This window comes from Microbacterium sp. NPDC055599, from assembly GCF_053618975.1.
Genome location: NZ_JBSHIM010000002.1, coordinates 175,217 through 192,232, shown reverse-complemented (window position 1 = coordinate 192,232; position 17,016 = coordinate 175,217). Strand labels below are relative to the sequence as shown.

The following is a 17,016-nucleotide window of genomic DNA, read 5'->3' as shown; positions in this document are numbered from 1 at the left end:
CCCGGCCCCACCTCCGCCCGTCGTGCCCCGCATGCACGACGGTGTTCCGCGTGCACGACCCGACGGTCGGGAGAGTCGTGCGCCCGTCGCCCGATCGTGCCGGATGAACTTAGTTTGATCTTGCTTAGTCAAGATTGACTATGTTACTTTCATCGAGCCATCAATGACGAACGGCCGAGAAGGGACCCTCATGGCTACTTCCTCTGCGGAAACCCGATTCCGCACCACTGCCACCCTGACGTGCGTTCTCGCCGCCACGCTGACGCTCGGAGCATGCTCCGCGCAGACGCCGGGCGGCGATACCGCCCCCACGAGCGCAGACGGATCCGACGCCTGCCAGCGCAACCAGGACGCCGGCACCATCACCTACATCTCCGGCTACGGCTACTCCGCCAGCGCCGGGCAGCTCGACGTGTTCCTCGCGAAGGAGCTCGGCTACTTCGACGACCTCTGCCTCGATGTCGAGATCAACGCCTCCGGCGCGAACGGACAGCAGCTCGTCGCCTCCGGTCAGGCGCAGTTCACCGCCCTCGGCTCCGCGTCCGACGTGATGCTCGCCGCCGCCAACAGCAAGAACCTCACGGCCGTCGCGACCTACGGCACGACCCCGCCGTTCTCGATCTTCGGCAACGAGAAGCTCGAGGACCTCACCGACCTCGAGGGCGGCTCGCTCGGCTACTTCATCAACCTCACGCCCATCGCCTCGGCCATGCTCGACGAGGCCGGCGTCGACGTGTCGAAGGTCGAGATGGTGAAGATGACCAACTACGACCCCACCGTGGTCGTGCGCGAGCAGGTCGACGCGATCGTCGGCTACGCCTCCAACCAGCCGCAGACCCTCAAGGCGCAGGACCTCCCGTTCAGCGAGTTCCTGCCGTCCGACCTCGGCGTCGAGGGCACCTACAACGTGATGGAGGTGAACTCGCGTTTCCTCGCCGAGCACCGCGAGGTCGCCGCCGACTTCCTGCGCGCGAGCCTCAAGGCACTGCAGTTCTGCCTCGACGACTCCGACGAGTGCATCGACATGCTCGCCGAGCTGGCGGAGGAGAACGGCCAGGGCGCCGCGTTCCCGCGCGACCAGCTCGCCCGCACGTGGGAGGTCGAGTCGGCCTGGGTGCGCGAGAGCGCGGGCGGCAACCCCGGCGTGCAGACCGAGGCCATGTGGGAGCCCGAGTACGAGATCGTGCAGGAGTACGGCGACGTGAAGAACCTGCCCGCGATCGCCGACATGATGGACCCCGACCTGGTGGCCGACCTCTACGACGGCGACGAGCTCATCTGGACGGCGAAGTGATGACCGCGGCCACGGGCGCCGGCGTCGAGGTGCGCAACGTCTCGAAGTCGTTCGGGGTCGACGGAGCCAGGGTCACCGTGCTCGACGACGTGAGCCTCACGATCGGCATGGGCGAGTTCGTGTCGGTGATCGGCCCGAGCGGCTGCGGCAAGTCGACGCTGCTCAAGGTCGTCGCCGGGCTCCTCGACGCCGACTCGGGCACCGTGACCATCGACGGCGAGAGCGTCACCGCGGCATCCCGCGACAAGAAGATCGGCCTCGTGCCGCAGTCGCCCGCCCTGCTTCCGTGGAAGACCGTGCGCGAGAACGTCGAGCTCCCCGTGCGGATCAACCGCGGGGCGAACGGCGACCGCGCCCTCCGCGACCCCGCGGAGCTGCTGTCGACCTTCGGCCTCGGGCACGCCCTGAAGAAGTACCCCGGGCAGCTGTCCGGCGGCATGCAGCAGCGCGCCGCGATCGCCAGGGCCTTCGTGTTCGACCCGGCGATCATGCTGATGGACGAACCGTTCTCGGCCCTCGACGAGATGAACCGCGATCTGCAGCGCATCGCCCTGCTGGACTTCTGGCAGTCCAACCGCAAGGCCGTCATGTTCGTCACGCACTCCGTGCCCGAGGCCATCATGCTCTCGGACCGGATCGTGGTGATGGCCGCCCACCCCGGGCGCATCGCCGAGGTGATCGACGTGAACCTGCCGCGGCCCCGCACCGAGGAGGCGTACGCCACCGACGAGTTCCGCGACCTGGAAGCAGTCGTGCGCGGTGCGCTGCGCGCGCAGACGGAGAAGGCCCATGTCTGAGCTGACCATGAGAGACACCACCGCCACCCTCGCCACCGCGCGCCTGCGCGAGACCCCCCGCCGCGGCGTCCCGTCGTGGCTGCGCTGGGGATCGTGGCTGCCCACCCTCATCACCTTCGTGATCGCGGCGCTGCTGTGGCAGATCGTCGCATGGACCAACCCCTATGTGCTGCCCACGCTGGAGGCGATCGGAGGAAGCCTCGTCGACGACGCGGGCATGTACTGGTCGAACTTCCTGGTGACGCTGCTCGAAGTGGTGGTCGGCGCCTCGGCCGGCATCCTCGCCGGGTTCCTGCTGGCGGTGGTGATGGCAGAGTTCCAGATCATCGAACGGGCCGTCATGCCGCTCGTGATCATCGTGATGGTCACGCCGATCGTCGCGATCGCCCCCGCGCTGGTCGTCGCGTTCGGCTTCGGCATGGTGCCGAAGTTCATCGTGACCGGGCTGGTGGTGTTCTTCCCGATGCTGGTCAACTCGCTCGCCGGACTCCGCGACGTCGACCAGAAGGCGCTCGACGTGTTCAAGACCCTGCATGCCTCGCGGTGGGAGATCTTCCGCGAACTGCGATTCCCTGGCAGCATGCCCTACGTCTTCGCCGGGCTGCGGATCGCCCTGCCGCTGGCCGTGGTCGGAGCCGCGGTCGCGGAGTTCGTCGCCGCCGGGCAGCAGGCCGGCCTCGGCTCGCTCGTCACCACCTCCGCCGCACAGGCGAACCTCCCCGTCACCTGGGCCAGCATCGCGCTGCTCTGCCTGCTCGGCGTGCTCCTGATCGTGCTCCTCGCGGTCGTGCGCAAGCGCGTCCTGTGGTGGAGCGACGGCGAGGTCACCGCCAAGGGCTGACCCGGCCCCACCCGCCCCGGGGGTGCGCCCCCGCCCCCGGGGTTCCCCCGGCGTGCCCGGACACCCCACGACGACACCACCCACCCACAAGGAAGGCACCCGCCATGACCGATCACCCCGTGAAGCAGCTGCGCCTCGGCCTCTTCGAGAACGCGCAGGCGAACGACTCCGGCACTGCGACCTGGCGCCACCCGGACAACGGGCGCTACCTCTTCGACCGACTCGACTACTGGCGCGACACCGCGCGCCTGGCGGAGGACGCGGGCTTCGACTTCCTGTTCCTCGCCGACGCGTGGGGGTGGGCCGACGTCGCGGGCGAGCGTCCCGACATCTGCTCGATCGAAGGCCTCGACCTGCCGCGACTCGACCCCGCCGTGCTCCTCGCGGCTCTCATTCCGCAGACCACGCGTCTCGGACTCGTCGCCACCGGGTCGACGCTGCTGGAGCCGCCCTACGCGTTCGCGCGGCGCATGGCCAGCCTCGACATCCTGTCCGGCGGGCGCATCGGCTGGAACGTCGTCACGACCGGCACCGCCGACACCGCCGTGCAGGGCTTCGGGGTGCCGATGGTCGGGCACGACGAGCGCTACCTGATGGCCGACGACTTCATGCAGGTCGTGTACAAGCTGTGGGAGCAGGCGTGGGAGGAGGGGGCGCTCGAGCGCGACAAGTCCGGCCGCTTCGCCGACCCGGCCAAGGTGCACCGCATCGCGCACGACGGCCCGTACTTCCGCTCGCACGGCTACGGCAACACGCAGCGCTCGCCGCAGGGCACCCCGGTGCTGTTCCAGGCGGGCGCGTCTCCGGCCGGCCGCGAGTTCGGCGGCAAGCACGGCGAGGCGATCTTCGTCGGCAGCGGCTCGGTCGAGCAGCTCCGCGGCCACGCGACCGCGATCCGCGAGGAGGCCGTGAAGAACGGCCGCGCCGCGCACGAGGTCAAGATCATGTCCGCGTTCGCCGCCGTCGTCGGCAGCACCGAGGAGGAGGCTCGTCGCACGTACGCCGAGGTCGCCGACGCCCAGAACCCCGAGGTCACGGTCGCCTCCTACGCCTGGTTCACCGGCCTCGACCTGTCGTCGTACGACCCGAGCACGCCCATGTCGGAGCTGAGCACGGAGCTGTCGCAGACCCAGGTCGCGCGCTTCGCCGACAAGACCGTGGGCGACGTGCTGGGCGACTGGCACGCGCACGGCGTCGGCGCCCGCCCGCTCGTCGGCACCCCGGAGCAGGTGGCCGACCGGATGATCGCGCTCGCCGACGGTGCCGACCTCGACGGCTTCCTGTTCGCCCCGGTCATCCCGCCGGCGTCCACGAAGGACTTCATCGAGCATGTGCTGCCGATCCTGAAGGAGCGCGGCGCGATCGCCGAGCCGTCCGACGAGCCGCAGTCGCTGCGCGAGCGGCTGATGGGAACCCCGACGCCCGCCCTGGCCGAGTCGCACGTGGGTTCGACGTACCGCCGGTCGATGGCGCGTGTCTGACGAGCTGTCCGGCGTCGCTGTCGTGGGGAGCGCGAACCTCGATCTGGTGGTCGAGGTGTCGCGCCCCCCGCGCATCGGCGAGACACTGCTGGGCCGCGCCGGCGGCCGTTTCGCGGGCGGCAAGGGCCTGAACCAGGCGGTCGCCGCGGCCCGCAGCGGCGCGCCGACGCGGTTCTGCGGTGTGGTCGGGACGGACGAGGGCGCCGCACTGCTGGAGCGCACGCTCGTGGACGCCGGGGTGACCTCGGCCCTGCGCCGCTCGGATACCGCCCCGACCGGGGTCGCGCACGTGCTGGCGCTGGAGGGCGGCGACAACAGCATCATCGTCGCGGCCGGTGCGAACGCCGAGCTGTCGCCGGAGGATGCGGTCGCCGCGGTCTCCGGGGCCGCGGTCGTGCTGGCGCAGCTCGAGGTGCCGGTGCCCGCGGTGTCGGCGGCACTGCGGGCGGCGCGCGACGCCGGCGCCACGACCGTGCTGAACGCCGCCCCCGCCCACGCGGCGACTCTCGGGCTGCTGGAGTGCGTGGACGTGCTCGTGGTGAACGAGACGGAGTGCGCGGAGCTCGGCGGCATCGACCTCCTGCACCGCGCCGGGGCAGCGACCGTGGTGCTCACGCGCGGCGCTGGGGGAGTGGACCTGCACCGCACCGGTCGCCCGGTTGTGCACGTCGAGGCGTTCCGTATCGATCCGGTCGACACGACGGGCGCGGGCGACGCGTTCTGCGGCGCGCTCGCCGGTGCGCTCGCCCGTCGAGTGCCGGTGGAGGACGCCCTCGCCCTCGCGTGCGCCGCGGGGGCGATCGTGGCGCTGCACCGGGGAGCGACCACTCCGGCGCTCACGCCCGAGGCGCTGGCGGAGCTGACGGCGACGCGCTGAGGCCGGTCCGGAGGGGGCGGCGCGCGGTGCGGTCAGTCCTTCGCGGTGCTCTTCGTCGCCGTCTTCGCGGGGCTCTTCTTCGCCGTCTTGGCGGTGCTCTTCTTCGCCGTCTTGGCGGTGCTCTTCGTCGTGGCGGCCGCCGCCTCCCGCTCCGGCGTCGTGTCCTCGGCCGTCTCGCCCGCGAAGGCGTACTCGCCGGCCCGCAGCCGTTCCAGCAGGTCGAGCAGCCACTGCTTCTCGGCGGTGAGCCGGGCGGTGGAGAGGTCGAAGATCTCGCGCACGTACTTCGGCGTGGTCTCGGAGCGCAGGGTGTCCTGCACGTCGAAGCCGTTCTGCGTGATGATCGCGTCGCTCTTGATGAGGCGGTGCTCCAGGCCCGCGATGACCTCCTGGCGGCTCAGCACGAACATGAACGAGGCGACGGTCATGATCGCCTGGGTGTCGAAGGCCGCCACGTTCCAGAGGTTCTCGCGCAGCATCCGCTGCAGCTCGACCTCGCCCGAGGGGGTGATGCGGTACGTGGTGCGGGCGGGGCGCTTGCCCTCGGCCTCGGTGCCGCTCTCCGTGATGTACCCGTCGACCTCCAGGGCCCGGAGGGCGTTGTAGATCGAGCCGGGCTGGATGTGCGCCCACTCGTCGACGTGCCAGGTCATCAGTTCTCGCCGGAGGAAGTAGCCGTGTACGGGCTGGAACTGCTTCACGGCGCCGAGGACGACGAGACGGGTGGTCGACATGTCGTTCATGCTAACGGCTGGGATGCGCGTTCCCGGTTGTTTGAGTGGTCAAATTTGTCTATAGTCGCCTTAGTCAAAGTTGACTACCGAAAGGACTCGTGATGACCACTGCCGTGACCGATGCCCTGCCGCGCGACCGTGCGCTCCGTCGTGCCTTCTCGGTCTATCCCACGGGGGTGGTCGCCCTCGCGGCCGTCGTGGACGACCGCGCCGTCGGGATGGCGGTCAACTCCTTCACCTCGATTTCCCTGGAGCCCGCCCTCGTCGCGGTCAGCGCCGCCCGCACCTCGAAGACCTGGCCGGTGCTGCGTGCCGTCCCGGAACTGGGGATGAGCGTCCTCGCGGCACACCACGAACCGCTCAGCCGCTCCCTGTCCGCGCGGGAGGGGGACCGGTTCGGGGGTCACGCCTGGCACCGCACCGACGGCGGGGCCGTGCTGGTGGCCGACGCCGCGCTCTGGCTCACCTGCCGTCTGCACGGCACGTTCGACGGTGGCGATCACGAGATCGCTCTGTACGAGATCCAGGACGTGACGCTCTTCGACGACGTCGAGCCGCTCGTGTTCCACCAGAGCCGCTACCGCGCGATCTCTCCCGCCGCAGACGTGTGAGCGCACCCGTCCGCGAGATCGCCGGAGTGGTCGTCCCCGGCGACGGTCGAGGACGCGACCTCGGGTTCCCGACCGCCAACCTCGCCCTCGACGGCCCCGGTCTCCCCGCCGACGGCATCTACGTCGCGCTGGCCTGGATCGACGACGAGCAGGAGGGGATGCCCGCGACCGCGAGCGTGGGTGCCAACCCGACCTTCCACGGCAGCCGGGAGCGCCGGGTGGAGGTGCACCTGCACGACACGGACCTCGACCTGTACGGGCACCGCCTCCGGGTCGAGCTGCTCTCGCTGCTGCGCCCGACGCTCTGCTTCGACACCGTCGCGGCCCTCGTAGCCCAGACCGCCGCCGACATCGAGCGTGCCGGGGCCCTCCTCGCGACGGTGCCGCGGGCGCGCACCGGACGCCCGGCCTCGCGCCGAGGGCACGGTTTCTCCGCGTGAACAGGCGGGGTGGTCGGCAGCAAGCCGCGCACTCGGCGAGGGGATGGGGCCGCGCGGGATGAGGTGGCGCGGGCCCGAGCCGGTGCAGGGGCGGGGCGCGGATCAGTCGCGCGCGGTCTGCAGCAGCGCCCAGAGCTCGGCGCGGGCGGGGAACGACGCCAGATCCACGCCCAGCATGGCCCCGGCCTGCGCGACCCGCGAGCGCAGGGTGTGCCGGTGGATGCCCAGCGCCGCGGCGGCCGGCTCCGCGCGTGCGTCGTGCTCCAGCCAGACCCGCAGCGTGTGCTCGAGCCCGGTGCCGCCCGCCGCGTCCTGCTCGCGCAGCGGCGCCAGGCGCGACTCCGCCACCAGCCGCGCCTCGTCGGTCGCCAGCGCCGTGAGGATGTTCGCACCCACGGTGTCCGCGTAGCGCACGACGGCCGCAGACGCGGGTTGCCGCAGGGCCGTCAGCGCCTGGGCGTGCGCACGCGAGAAGACCGCGTAGCCCTCGGGGCCGGAGACTCCGATGCGGATGCCGAAGCGCTCGGCGACCTCGTCCAGCAGCCCCTCGTCGCCCGAGGACACGCACATCGTCAGGCCCTCGGGCGACTCCGCCAGGAACGACACCGTGCCGTGGTCCGCCCGGCGCCGCTCCCACCAGTCGACCAGCGGTCCGGCCGGGGCGTCGGCGGCGACCGCCACCACGATCGGTGCCGGAGGGAGGGCACCGAGCACGCGGCGGGCGAGCGCGGGGTCGTCGGCCAGCAGCGACTGCAGCAGCTGGGTGTGCAGGCGGCGACGGCTCCTGGCGAGCTGCTCGCTCTGCTCCAGCGCCAGTCCGGCCATCGCGATCACCGAGGTCACGACCGACCGGGCCTCCGCGTCCAGCGTCTCGGCGGCGACCGCGATCACCCCGCGCAGGTGCCCTCCGCGCCCGACGGTGAAGAGCATGAAGGTGTGTGCGTCGATCGTGAGAGACTGCCCCGCCTCCAGTCCACGGCCCAGGATCTCCAGCACGCGGTCGGCGAGCAGATCGAGCGTGGCGGTGTCGACCGCATCACGCGGATGGGCGAACAGCAGCGCCCCTGCCGCGTCGTACATGCCCGCCCAGACGTCGAGCCGGCGGCCGAGCTCCGCGACGATCGCGTCGAGGCCGCGCGGGCGGAGGGCGGCCAGGGCGAGCGCGCGCTGCGTGTCCAGCGCCCAGGAACGGCGGGCGTACGCCTGGGCCGCGATGGCCTCGGAGTGTGCGCGGGCGACGCCGATGAACGGCGTGCGGTAGGGCACCTCGAACAGGGGGATGCCGTGTGCGGCGCAGGCGGCGATGAGCTCGTCCGGGATCCCGGAGCGGTGCACCTCGGTGCCGAAGCCGAGCCCGAGCACGCCGCGGTCGGCCAGCCGCCCGACGTAGGAGGGGATGTCCGCGGCGCCGTCGAACTGCGTGCCCGTGGTGAGCAGCGCCAGATCCTCGGACAGGAAGGGCGTCGGGTCTGCGAGGTCGGAGCCGTGCACCCACCGCAGCGGCCGGTCGAGGGCGCCGTCGGGCAGGGCGTGCTCGTCGGACACGAGCGTCAGGCCGAGGTCCCTGCGCTGGAGCAGGGACCGCAGCGTGGGGGCGTCGGTGGGGGCCATGGGCTTCCGGTTTGTACGAGGTGGCGGATCCGCTGCTCAGATTGTACAGACCGGCGAATGCGACCCTCCCGGCGGCGGTCGTACGCTCGCGACATGGCACTCCTCGACACCGCAGCACCCGCAACCCCCCTCGGCGGCCCCGACCTCCCGCAGGAGCGTCGCCTCGTCACGGAACTCCCCGGCCCGCGCTCGGCCGAGGTCCTCGCCCGCAAGGCCGACGCCGTCGCCGCCGGTGTCGGCCACACCGTGCCGGTCGCCGCCGTCGCCGCGGGCGGCGGAGTGGTCGTCGACGCCGACGGCAACTCGCTCATCGACCTCGGCTCCGGCATCGCCGTCACCACGGTCGGCAACGCGCACCCCAAGGTCGCCGCGGCCGTCGCCGCTCAGGCCGCGCAGTTCACCCACACGTGCTTCATGATCTCGCCCTACGAGTCGTACGTCGGGGTGGCCGAGGCGCTGAACCGGGTTACCCCCGGCGACTTCGCCAAGAAGAGCGCGCTGTTCAACTCGGGCGCCGAGGCGGTCGAGAACGCGATCAAGATCGCCCGCAAGCACACCGGACGCCAGGCCGTCGTGGCGTTCGACCACGGTTACCACGGCCGCACCAACCTCACGATGGCGCTGACCGCCAAGTCGATGCCGTACAAGAGCGGCTTCGGCCCGTTCGCCCCCGAGGTGTACCGCGCCCCGATGTCGTACCCGTTCCGCGACGGCCTCGAGGGCGCAGAGGCCGCGGCCCGCGTGATCCTGCAGCTCGAGAAGCAGATCGGCGCGGACAACCTCGCCGCCGTCATCATCGAGCCGATCCAGGGCGAGGGCGGCTTCATCGTCCCCGCCGAGGGCTTCCTCCCCGCGATCGTCGAGTGGTGCCGCGCGAACGGCGTGGTCTTCATCGCCGACGAGGTGCAGACCGGCTTCGCCCGCACGGGCCACATGTTCGCCAGCGAGATCTTCGGCATCGAGCCCGACCTCATCACCACGGCCAAGGGCATCGCGGGCGGCCTGCCGCTGGCCGCGGTCACAGGTCGCGCCGAGATCATGGACGCCTCGCACTCGGGCGGCCTCGGCGGCACCTACGGCGGCAACCCGATCGCGTGCGCCGCGGCCCTCGCCGCGATCGACGTGTTCGAGAACGACGGCGTGATCGAGCGCGCCCGCGAGATCGGCGAGATCCTCATCGGCCGCCTCACCGCGCTGCAGTCCGACGACGCCCGCATCGGCGACGTGCGCGGACACGGCGCGATGGTCGCAGCAGAGTTCGTCGACCCCGAGACCAAGGCCCCCGACGCCGCGCTCACCGCCGCGGTCGCGAAGGCCTGCATCGCGCAGGGCGTGATCGTGCTCACGTGCGGCACCTACGGCAACGTCATCCGCTTCCTGCCGCCGCTGTCGATCGGCGACGAGCTGCTGAACGAGGGCCTCGACGTCGTCGCGCAGGCGCTCGCCTCGGCCTGACCCCGCTGTCCGGCCGCGTCCCCGGATCGGGGGATTTCGGGACGCGGCCGGTACTTCATCCCCCACATCCCCCGACGACGAAGGAGTTGCAGATGGCTGAGATCACTCGCGACGTGCTGATCGTCGGCGCCGGAGCCGCAGGGCTCACGGCCGCCAACGATCTGCGCAAGGCCGGCCTGTCGGTCGCCGTGCTGGAGGCCCGCGACCGCGTGGGCGGCCGGCTGTGGACCGACGTGATCGACGGCGCCATGCTCGAGATCGGCGGCCAGTGGGTGTCGCCCGACCAGGACGCCCTGAAGGACGCGATCGAGGAGCTCGGGCTCGAGACCTACAGCCGCTACCGCGAGGGCGACAGCGTCTACGTCGGCCCCGACGGTCAGGCGCACCGCTTCACGGGCGAGATGTTCCCGGTGTCGCCGGAGACCGAGGCCGTGATCGCCCGCATCACCGGCATCCTCGACGCCCTCGTGGCCGAGATCGACCCGGACAAGCCGTGGGAGCACCCGAACGCGGCGGAGTGGGACTCCATCTCGTGGGACGCCTGGCTGCGCTCGCAGACCGACGACGACGAGGCCGTACGCAACCTCGCCTTCGCCACCGGCTCGGCGATGCTGACCAAGCCGACGCACTCCTTCTCGCTGCTGCAGTCGCTGCTCATGGCGGCCTCGGCCGGCTCCTACTCGAACCTCGTTGACGCCGACTTCATCCTCGACAAGCGCGTGGTCGGAGGCCTGCAGCAGGTGCCGCTGCGTCTCGCCGAGCGCCTGGGGGAGGACGTGCTGCTGAACCAGCCCGTCCGCAGCCTGGAGTGGTCGGATGACGGGGTCGTGGCGACCACCGACGACCTCACGGTCCGCGCACGGTACGCGATCCTCGCGCACGCCCCCATCCTCTACAACCGCATCTCCTTCGTCCCGCCGCTGCCGCGTCGCCAGCACCAGCTGCACCAGCACCTGTCGATGGGCTTCGTCATCAAGGTGCACGCCGTCTACGACCGGCCGTTCTGGCGCGAGCAGGGCCTGAGCGGCACGGCGTTCAGCCCGTACGAGCTCTCGCACGAGGCGTACGACAACACCAACCACGGCGACGAGCGCGGCACCCTGGTCGGCTTCGTCTCCGACGCCAACGCCGACGGCGTGTTCGAGCTGTCGGCCGAGGAGCGCAAGGAGCGCATCCTCGAGTCGCTGTCGCACTATTACGGCCCGGAGGCCAAGAACCCGGTCGTGTACTACGAGAGCGACTGGGGCAGCGAGGAGTGGACGCGGGGCGCGTACGCCGCGAGCTTCGACCTCGGCGGGCTGCACCGCTACGGCGCCGACCTGCGCACGCCGGTCGGACCGATCCACTTCGCCTGCAGCGACATGGCCGGAGCGGGTTACCAGCACGTCGACGGGGCGATCCGCATGGGCCACCTCGTCGCGGCGAACATCGTCGACGCCCGCCGCGAGGCCGGCGCTCCCGAGAGCATCGGCTGATGACCGGCTCGGTCGTCGTCGGCTACACGGCGACGGACGCGGGGGCGGACGCCGCGGCGCTGGGCGCCCGGCTGGCCCGCAGCATCGGCGCGACGCTGCACCTGGTGATCGTGCTCCCCACCGAGGGCACCCGCAGCGCGGCCGTCCCGCCGGAGCGCGCGTATGAGGACGTGATCCGCACGCAGGCACGGAAGTGGCTGCAGGACGCGGTCGTGCGGCTCCCGCAGGAGCTGGTGCGCAGCGGCCACGTGCGCTTCTCCGAGTCGTTCGCGGAGGGGCTCATCGCGGCGGGCGAGGAGTTCGACGCGAGCGTGATCGTGATCGGCACCGCGGGCGGCGGCCTCTTCGGCCGTCACCGCCTCGGCAGCGTCGCGTCCGAGCTGCTGCACTCCTCGCCGATCCCGGTCGCCCTCGCGCCGTCGGGGCTCGCGCAGCAGGACGACCACGTGCTCCCGCGCGTCACGGTCGCGGTCGGCACGCGTCCGGGTGCGGAGGGCGTGCTCGACCAGGCCGTCGCCCTCGCCGGGGCGGCCGAGGTCTCCCTGCGGCTGGTGTCGCTCGTGCCGTTCGACGTGCCGCCCGGCCTCGACACCGGCGCGATCCGCCTGGCCGGCAGCGAGCACGCCCACCGGGTGCTCGCCGTCGCTGCCGAGCAGCTGCCGGACGGCCTGGGCGCCGTCGTCGAGGAGGCACCGGGCGAGACGGTCGAAGACGCCGTCGCCGGGCTCTCCTGGCTCCCCGGCGAGGTGGTGCTGGTCGGCTCGAGCCGCCTGGCACAGCCGCGCCGTCTGTTCCTGGGCTCCACGGCGGCGAAGATGCTGCACGAGCTGCCCGTTCCCATGATCGTCGTCCCGCGCACCCGCAACGAAGCAGGAGACCGCTGATGAGCAGCACCAACCGGGCGACGGAGCCCGCATCCGGCGTCACGACCGGCATCTCCACGAAGGGCCTGAGTGCCGGCACCGTCGGCCTCATCGGCGCCGTCGTGATCGGCATCTCGTGCATCGCCCCCGCCTACACGTTCACGGCCGCCGTCGGCCCCACCGCGTCCGAGGTGGGCGCGCAGATCCCGGCGATCATCCTCGTCGGCTTCATCCCGATGCTCCTGGTGGCCTTCGGCTACCGCGAGCTCAACAACCGCATGCCCGACTCCGGCACGTCCTTCACCTGGGCCGCCCGCGCGTTCGGACCCTGGGTGGGCTGGATGGCCGGCTGGGGTCTGGTCGTCGCGACGATCCTGGTGCTGTCGAACCTCGCCGGTGTCGCCGTCGACTTCCTGTTCCTGCTGCTGTCGCAGATCACGGGCAACGCCGGGATCGCCGACCTGGCCGGGGTGACGTGGATCAACATCGGCGTGTGCCTGCTGTTCATGCTGGGGGCGACGTGGGTGTCGTACCGCGACATGCAGACGACCCAGAAGCTGCAGTACTGGCTGGTGGGCTTCCAGATCCTGGTGCTGGTGTTCTTCGCGGTCGCTGCGATCGTCCAGGCCGTGAGCGGCAACGGCTTCGACTACCAGCCGTTCGACCTCAACTGGTTCAACCCGTTCGCGATCTCGTCGTTCAGCGCCGTGGCGGCCGGTCTCTCCCTGTCGATCTTCATCTTCTGGGGCTGGGACGTCACGCTCACCATGAACGAGGAGACGAAGGACCCGGAGAAGACGCCGGGCCGCGCGGCCACGGTCACCGTGCTCACGATCGTCTCGCTGTACCTGCTCCTCGCCGTCGCGATGATCATGTTCGCGGGCGTGGGCACGGGCGAGCTCGGCCTCGGCAACGGCGACATCCAGGAGAACGTGTTCTTCCACCTCTCCGGACCGATCCTCGGGCCGCTCGCGTTCCTCGTGTCGCTGGCGGTGCTCACCAGCTCGGCGTCGTCGCTGCAGTCGACGTTCGTCGGTCCGGCGCGCACCCTGCTCGCGATGGGCCACTACGGCGCCCTGCCGAAGTCGTTCGCGAAGGTCAGTCCGCGGTTCTTCACCCCCGGCTACGCCACGATCGTCTCGGCCATCGTCGCCTCGGCGTTCTACGCGGTCATGCGCGTGGTCAGCGAGGACACCCTGTGGGACACGATCCTCACGCTCGGCATGATGATCTGCTTCTACTACGGCATCACCGCGTTCGCGTGCGTCTGGTACTTCCGCAAGCAGTGGTTCGACTCCACGCGCAACGTCTTCTTCACGTTCCTGTTCCCGCTGGTGGGTGGCATCATCCTCGCGATCCTGTTCTTCACCACGCTGATCGACTCGATGGACCCGGCCTACGGCTCGGGGTCGGAGATCGGCGGCGTCGGGATCGTGTTCATCCTCGGGATGCTGATCATCGTCGTGGGCATCGCGGTGATGATCTGGAACGCGATCCGCCGCCCGGCGTTCTTCCGCGGACAGACGCTGAGCATCGACGCGCCGCCGAGCCGGCGTCGTCGCCCCTAGCCCCCACTCACAGAAAGAGAACCCATGAGCACTCAGACCGAGCAGGCGCTGCTCGACAGCATCCCCACTGGACTCTTCATCGGCGGACAGTGGATCGACGGCGAGACCGGCGCCACGTTCGACGTCAAGGACCCGGCCACGAACCAGGTGATCCGCACGATCGCCGACGCCACGCCCGCCGACGGCATCCGCGCGCTCGACGCCGCGGTGGCCGCTCAGGACGAGTGGGCCGCCACCGCTCCGCGTGTGCGGAGCGAGATCCTGCGCCGCGCGTTCGACCTGGTGCAGGCGCACAAGGAAGACCTGGCGCTGCTGATGACCCTGGAGATGGGCAAGCCGCTCGCCGAGGCGCGCGGCGAGGTCGCGTACGGCGGCGAGTTCCTCCGCTGGTTCAGCGAGGAGGCCGTGCGCATCAGCGGTCGCTACGGTCTGAACCCGGAGGGCACCGGGCACATGATCGTGTCGCAGCGCCCCGTCGGGCCGTCGTTCTTCGTCACCCCGTGGAACTTCCCGTTCGCGATGGCCACCCGCAAGATCGCGCCGGCGCTCGCCGCCGGGTGCACGGTGGTCATCAAGCCCCCGGCACTCACGCCGCTCACGACCATCTTCTTCACGAAGCTGCTGGAGGAGGCGGGGCTCCCCGCCGGCGTCGTCAACGTGGTGCAGACCTCGAAGTCCAGCGCCCTGTCGGCGCCGATCATCGCGGACCCCCGGCTGCGCAAGCTGTCGTTCACGGGGTCGACCGAGGTGGGCCGCAAGCTCATCGCGCAGGCGGCCGAGGGCGTGCTGCGCGTGTCGATGGAGCTCGGCGGCAATGCACCGTTCGTGGTGTTCGACGACGCCGACCTCGACAAGGCCGTGGAGGGCGCGCTCGCCGCGAAGTTCCGCAACATCGGCCAGGCGTGCACGGCGGCCAACCGCTTCATCGTGCACCGTGACGTGGCCGGCGAGTTCGCCAAGCGGGTGACCGAGCGCGTGAACGCGATGAAGATCGGCCGCGGCACCGAGGAGGGCGTGGCGATCGGCCCGCTCATCGACGAGGACGCGGTGGCCAAGGCGGGCGAGCTCGTCGACGACGCGGTGGAGCGCGGCGCGACGCTGCTCGCGGGCGGCAAGGCGCTCGAGGGCACCGGCACGTTCTACGAGCCCACGGTCCTCACCGATGTCGTGGCCGGCAGCGCGATCCTGCGCGAGGAGATCTTCGGCCCGGTGCTGGCGATCGCCACGTTCGAGACCGAGGATGAGGCCGTGCGCCTCGCGAACGACACCGAGTACGGCCTGGTGTCGTACGTGTTCACCGAGAACCTGCAGCGCGGTCAGCGCATGATCGACGCGCTCGAGACCGGCATGATGGGACTCAATGTGGGCGTGGTCTCCAACGCGGCGGCTCCGTTCGGCGGCGTCAAGCAGTCCGGTGTCGGCCGCGAGGGCGGCTTCGAGGGTATCCACGAGTACCTGTCCACCAAGTACACGCTGATCCCGGTCTCCTGACCGGACGGCAAGAGGAGGAGACATGACCGACTACGCCGTCGTCAATCCCGCCACCGGCGAGACCCTGGCCACGTACGACACGTTCACCGATGCGCAGATCGAAGAGGCGGTCGCGGCCGCCGACGAGGCGCACCGCGAGTGGTCGCGCTCGACCACGGTCGCGGAGCGCGCACAGCTGCTGCGCCGCGCCGCCGAGCTGCATCGCGAGCGCCGCGAGGAGTTGGCCGACGTGTTCGTGCGCGAGATGGGCAAGCCGCGCGAGGCCGCGCTCGGTGAGGTTGACTTCGCCGCCGACATCGCCGAGTACTACGCGGATCAGGCCGAGGACATCATGGCCGACCAGCCCATCACGATCCTCGGCGACGGCTCGGCGATCATCCGCCGGTCGTCGCTGGGGCCGCTCGTGGGCATCATGCCGTGGAACTTCCCGGCCTACCAGATCGTGCGCTTCGCGGCGCCGAACCTGATCGTCGGCAACACGATCCTGCTGAAGCCCGCGCCGCAGTGCCCGGAGTCGTCGAGCGCGATCGAGGCGATCTACCACGACGCCGGGTTCCCGAAGGGCGCGTACCAGAACGTGCTCGCCACGAACGAGCAGATCGCCGACATGATCGCCGACCCGCGCGTGCAGGGCGTCTCGCTCACCGGCTCGGAGCGTGCGGGGGCGGCGGTGGCCGAGGTCGCCGGACGGCACCTCAAGAAGGTCGCGCTGGAGCTCGGCGGCTCCGACCCGTTCCTCGTGCTCTCGACCGACGACCTCGACGCGACGGTCCAGGCCGGCGTGGACGCGCGGCTCGACAACAACGGTCAGGCGTGCAACGGCGCCAAGCGCTTCATCATCGTCGACGAGCTGTACGACGCGTTCGTGGAGAAGTTCACGGCGGCGATGGCGGCCGTCGAGGCGACCGACCCCACGCAGGACGACACCGTGCTCGGACCGGTGTCGTCGGAGGCGGCGGCGGAGAACCTGCAGAAGCAGATCGACACCGCGGTCGCCCAGGGCGCCACGCTGCTGACCGGGGGCACGCGCGACGGGGCGTTCTTCGCGCCGACCGTGCTCGCCGACGTCACGCCGGAGATGGACGTGTACCGGGAGGAGCTGTTCGGCCCCGCCGCCGTCGTGTACCGCGTGGCCGACGAGGACGCCGCGGTGCAGCTGGCCAACGACACCACGTTCGGGCTCGGGTCGTACGTCTTCACGACCGATGAGGCCCAGGCGGAGCGGGTGGCCGACAAGATCGAGGCCGGCATGGTGTACGTCAACCTGGTTCTCGCCGACAGCCCGGAGCTGCCGTTCGGGGGCATCAAGCGCAGCGGCACCGCGCGTGAGCTCGGACACCTCGCCGCCGACGAGTTCGTCAACAAGAAGCTCATCCGCATCGGCTGAGTCCGACGCGGTGACGGTGCCCGGGGGTCGATCGGCCCCCGGGCACTGTCGCGTCCGGACCTGTGACGTTCGGACGGGTGCTGTCCAGCCG

15 protein-coding genes are annotated in these 17,016 nt (G+C 71.0%); 13 read left to right on the top strand and 2 right to left on the bottom strand.

Annotated elements, in window-relative coordinates; all coding sequences use genetic code 11:
• Nucleotides 1–190 precede the first annotated feature (190 nt).
• The 5 genes from ACWGQ1_RS02480 to ACWGQ1_RS02460 all read left to right on the top strand — a co-directional run bounded on the left by ACWGQ1_RS02480 (nucleotide 191) and on the right by ACWGQ1_RS02460 (nucleotide 5,290).
• Nucleotides 191–1,294: an ABC transporter substrate-binding protein gene (locus ACWGQ1_RS02480; protein WP_452312282.1), complete on the top strand. Its 1,104-nt coding sequence runs from the start codon at nucleotides 191–193 to the stop codon at nucleotides 1,292–1,294.
• Nucleotides 1,294–2,091, top strand: a complete 798-nt coding sequence (locus tag ACWGQ1_RS02475) for an ABC transporter ATP-binding protein (RefSeq protein ID WP_136029602.1) — start codon at nucleotides 1,294–1,296, stop codon at nucleotides 2,089–2,091. Before ACWGQ1_RS02480 ends, ACWGQ1_RS02475 begins: the two co-directional genes overlap by 1 nt.
• On the top strand, nucleotides 2,084–2,932 hold the full coding sequence (locus tag ACWGQ1_RS02470; protein WP_136029600.1) for an ABC transporter permease: 849 nt from the start codon (nucleotides 2,084–2,086) through the stop codon (nucleotides 2,930–2,932). The genes ACWGQ1_RS02475 and ACWGQ1_RS02470 overlap by 8 nt, the downstream gene beginning before the upstream one ends.
• 104 nt (nucleotides 2,933–3,036) lie before the next feature.
• Complete coding sequence (locus ACWGQ1_RS02465; RefSeq protein ID WP_452312281.1) at nucleotides 3,037–4,413, top strand: NtaA/DmoA family FMN-dependent monooxygenase; 1,377 nt, start codon at nucleotides 3,037–3,039, stop codon at nucleotides 4,411–4,413.
• Nucleotides 4,406–5,290: a PfkB family carbohydrate kinase gene (locus tag ACWGQ1_RS02460; protein WP_452312280.1), complete on the top strand. Its 885-nt coding sequence runs from the start codon at nucleotides 4,406–4,408 to the stop codon at nucleotides 5,288–5,290. The genes ACWGQ1_RS02465 and ACWGQ1_RS02460 overlap by 8 nt, the downstream gene beginning before the upstream one ends.
• A 32-nt stretch (nucleotides 5,291–5,322) precedes the next feature.
• Here ACWGQ1_RS02460 and ACWGQ1_RS02455 read toward each other — a convergent pair whose 3' ends face one another.
• Nucleotides 5,323–6,024, bottom strand: coding sequence for a helix-turn-helix transcriptional regulator (locus ACWGQ1_RS02455; protein ID WP_452312279.1), 702 nt, complete (start codon nucleotides 6,022–6,024; stop codon nucleotides 5,323–5,325).
• A 101-nt stretch (nucleotides 6,025–6,125) separates the two neighbouring features.
• On the opposite strand from ACWGQ1_RS02455, the gene ACWGQ1_RS02450 reads away from it, so the two are divergent.
• Together ACWGQ1_RS02450 and ACWGQ1_RS02445 are read left to right on the top strand one after the other, a co-directional pair.
• Complete coding sequence (locus ACWGQ1_RS02450; protein WP_452312278.1) at nucleotides 6,126–6,635, top strand: flavin reductase; 510 nt, start codon at nucleotides 6,126–6,128, stop codon at nucleotides 6,633–6,635.
• On the top strand, nucleotides 6,632–7,075 hold the full coding sequence (locus ACWGQ1_RS02445) for a riboflavin kinase (RefSeq protein WP_452312277.1): 444 nt from the start codon (nucleotides 6,632–6,634) through the stop codon (nucleotides 7,073–7,075). The genes ACWGQ1_RS02450 and ACWGQ1_RS02445 overlap by 4 nt, the downstream gene beginning before the upstream one ends.
• A gap of 102 nt (nucleotides 7,076–7,177) precedes the next feature.
• On the opposite strand, the gene ACWGQ1_RS02440 is transcribed toward ACWGQ1_RS02445, so the two are convergent.
• A complete protein-coding gene (locus ACWGQ1_RS02440; protein ID WP_452312276.1) occupies nucleotides 7,178–8,686 on the bottom strand; it encodes a PucR family transcriptional regulator ligand-binding domain-containing protein in 1,509 nt (502 codons plus the stop codon).
• 93 nt (nucleotides 8,687–8,779) lie between these two features.
• Between ACWGQ1_RS02440 and gabT the strand changes: the two genes are divergently transcribed.
• The 6 genes from gabT to ACWGQ1_RS02410 all read left to right on the top strand — a co-directional run bounded on the left by gabT (nucleotide 8,780) and on the right by ACWGQ1_RS02410 (nucleotide 16,925).
• Entirely contained in the window at nucleotides 8,780–10,141 is a 1,362-nt protein-coding gene (gene gabT / locus ACWGQ1_RS02435; protein WP_205814365.1) for a 4-aminobutyrate--2-oxoglutarate transaminase, read from the top strand.
• 92 nt (nucleotides 10,142–10,233) lie between these two features.
• Nucleotides 10,234–11,616: a flavin monoamine oxidase family protein gene (locus ACWGQ1_RS02430; RefSeq protein ID WP_136029586.1), complete on the top strand. Its 1,383-nt coding sequence runs from the start codon at nucleotides 10,234–10,236 to the stop codon at nucleotides 11,614–11,616.
• Nucleotides 11,616–12,500 (top strand): universal stress protein, encoded by an 885-nt coding sequence (locus ACWGQ1_RS02425; RefSeq protein ID WP_136036501.1) that lies wholly within the window; start codon nucleotides 11,616–11,618, stop codon nucleotides 12,498–12,500. The genes ACWGQ1_RS02430 and ACWGQ1_RS02425 overlap by 1 nt, the downstream gene beginning before the upstream one ends.
• Nucleotides 12,500–14,047 carry an APC family permease gene (locus ACWGQ1_RS02420; RefSeq protein ID WP_136046030.1) on the top strand — a complete coding sequence of 516 codons (1,548 nt, stop codon included), beginning with the start codon at nucleotides 12,500–12,502 and terminating at the stop codon, nucleotides 14,045–14,047. The genes ACWGQ1_RS02425 and ACWGQ1_RS02420 overlap by 1 nt, the downstream gene beginning before the upstream one ends.
• A 24-nt stretch (nucleotides 14,048–14,071) precedes the next feature.
• Nucleotides 14,072–15,538: an NAD-dependent succinate-semialdehyde dehydrogenase gene (locus tag ACWGQ1_RS02415; RefSeq protein ID WP_136034420.1), complete on the top strand. Its 1,467-nt coding sequence runs from the start codon at nucleotides 14,072–14,074 to the stop codon at nucleotides 15,536–15,538.
• Nucleotides 15,539–15,560: 22 nt separating this feature from the next.
• Nucleotides 15,561–16,925 carry an NAD-dependent succinate-semialdehyde dehydrogenase gene (locus tag ACWGQ1_RS02410; RefSeq protein WP_136034418.1) on the top strand — a complete coding sequence of 455 codons (1,365 nt, stop codon included), beginning with the start codon at nucleotides 15,561–15,563 and terminating at the stop codon, nucleotides 16,923–16,925.
• Nucleotides 16,926–17,016 lie beyond the last annotated feature (91 nt).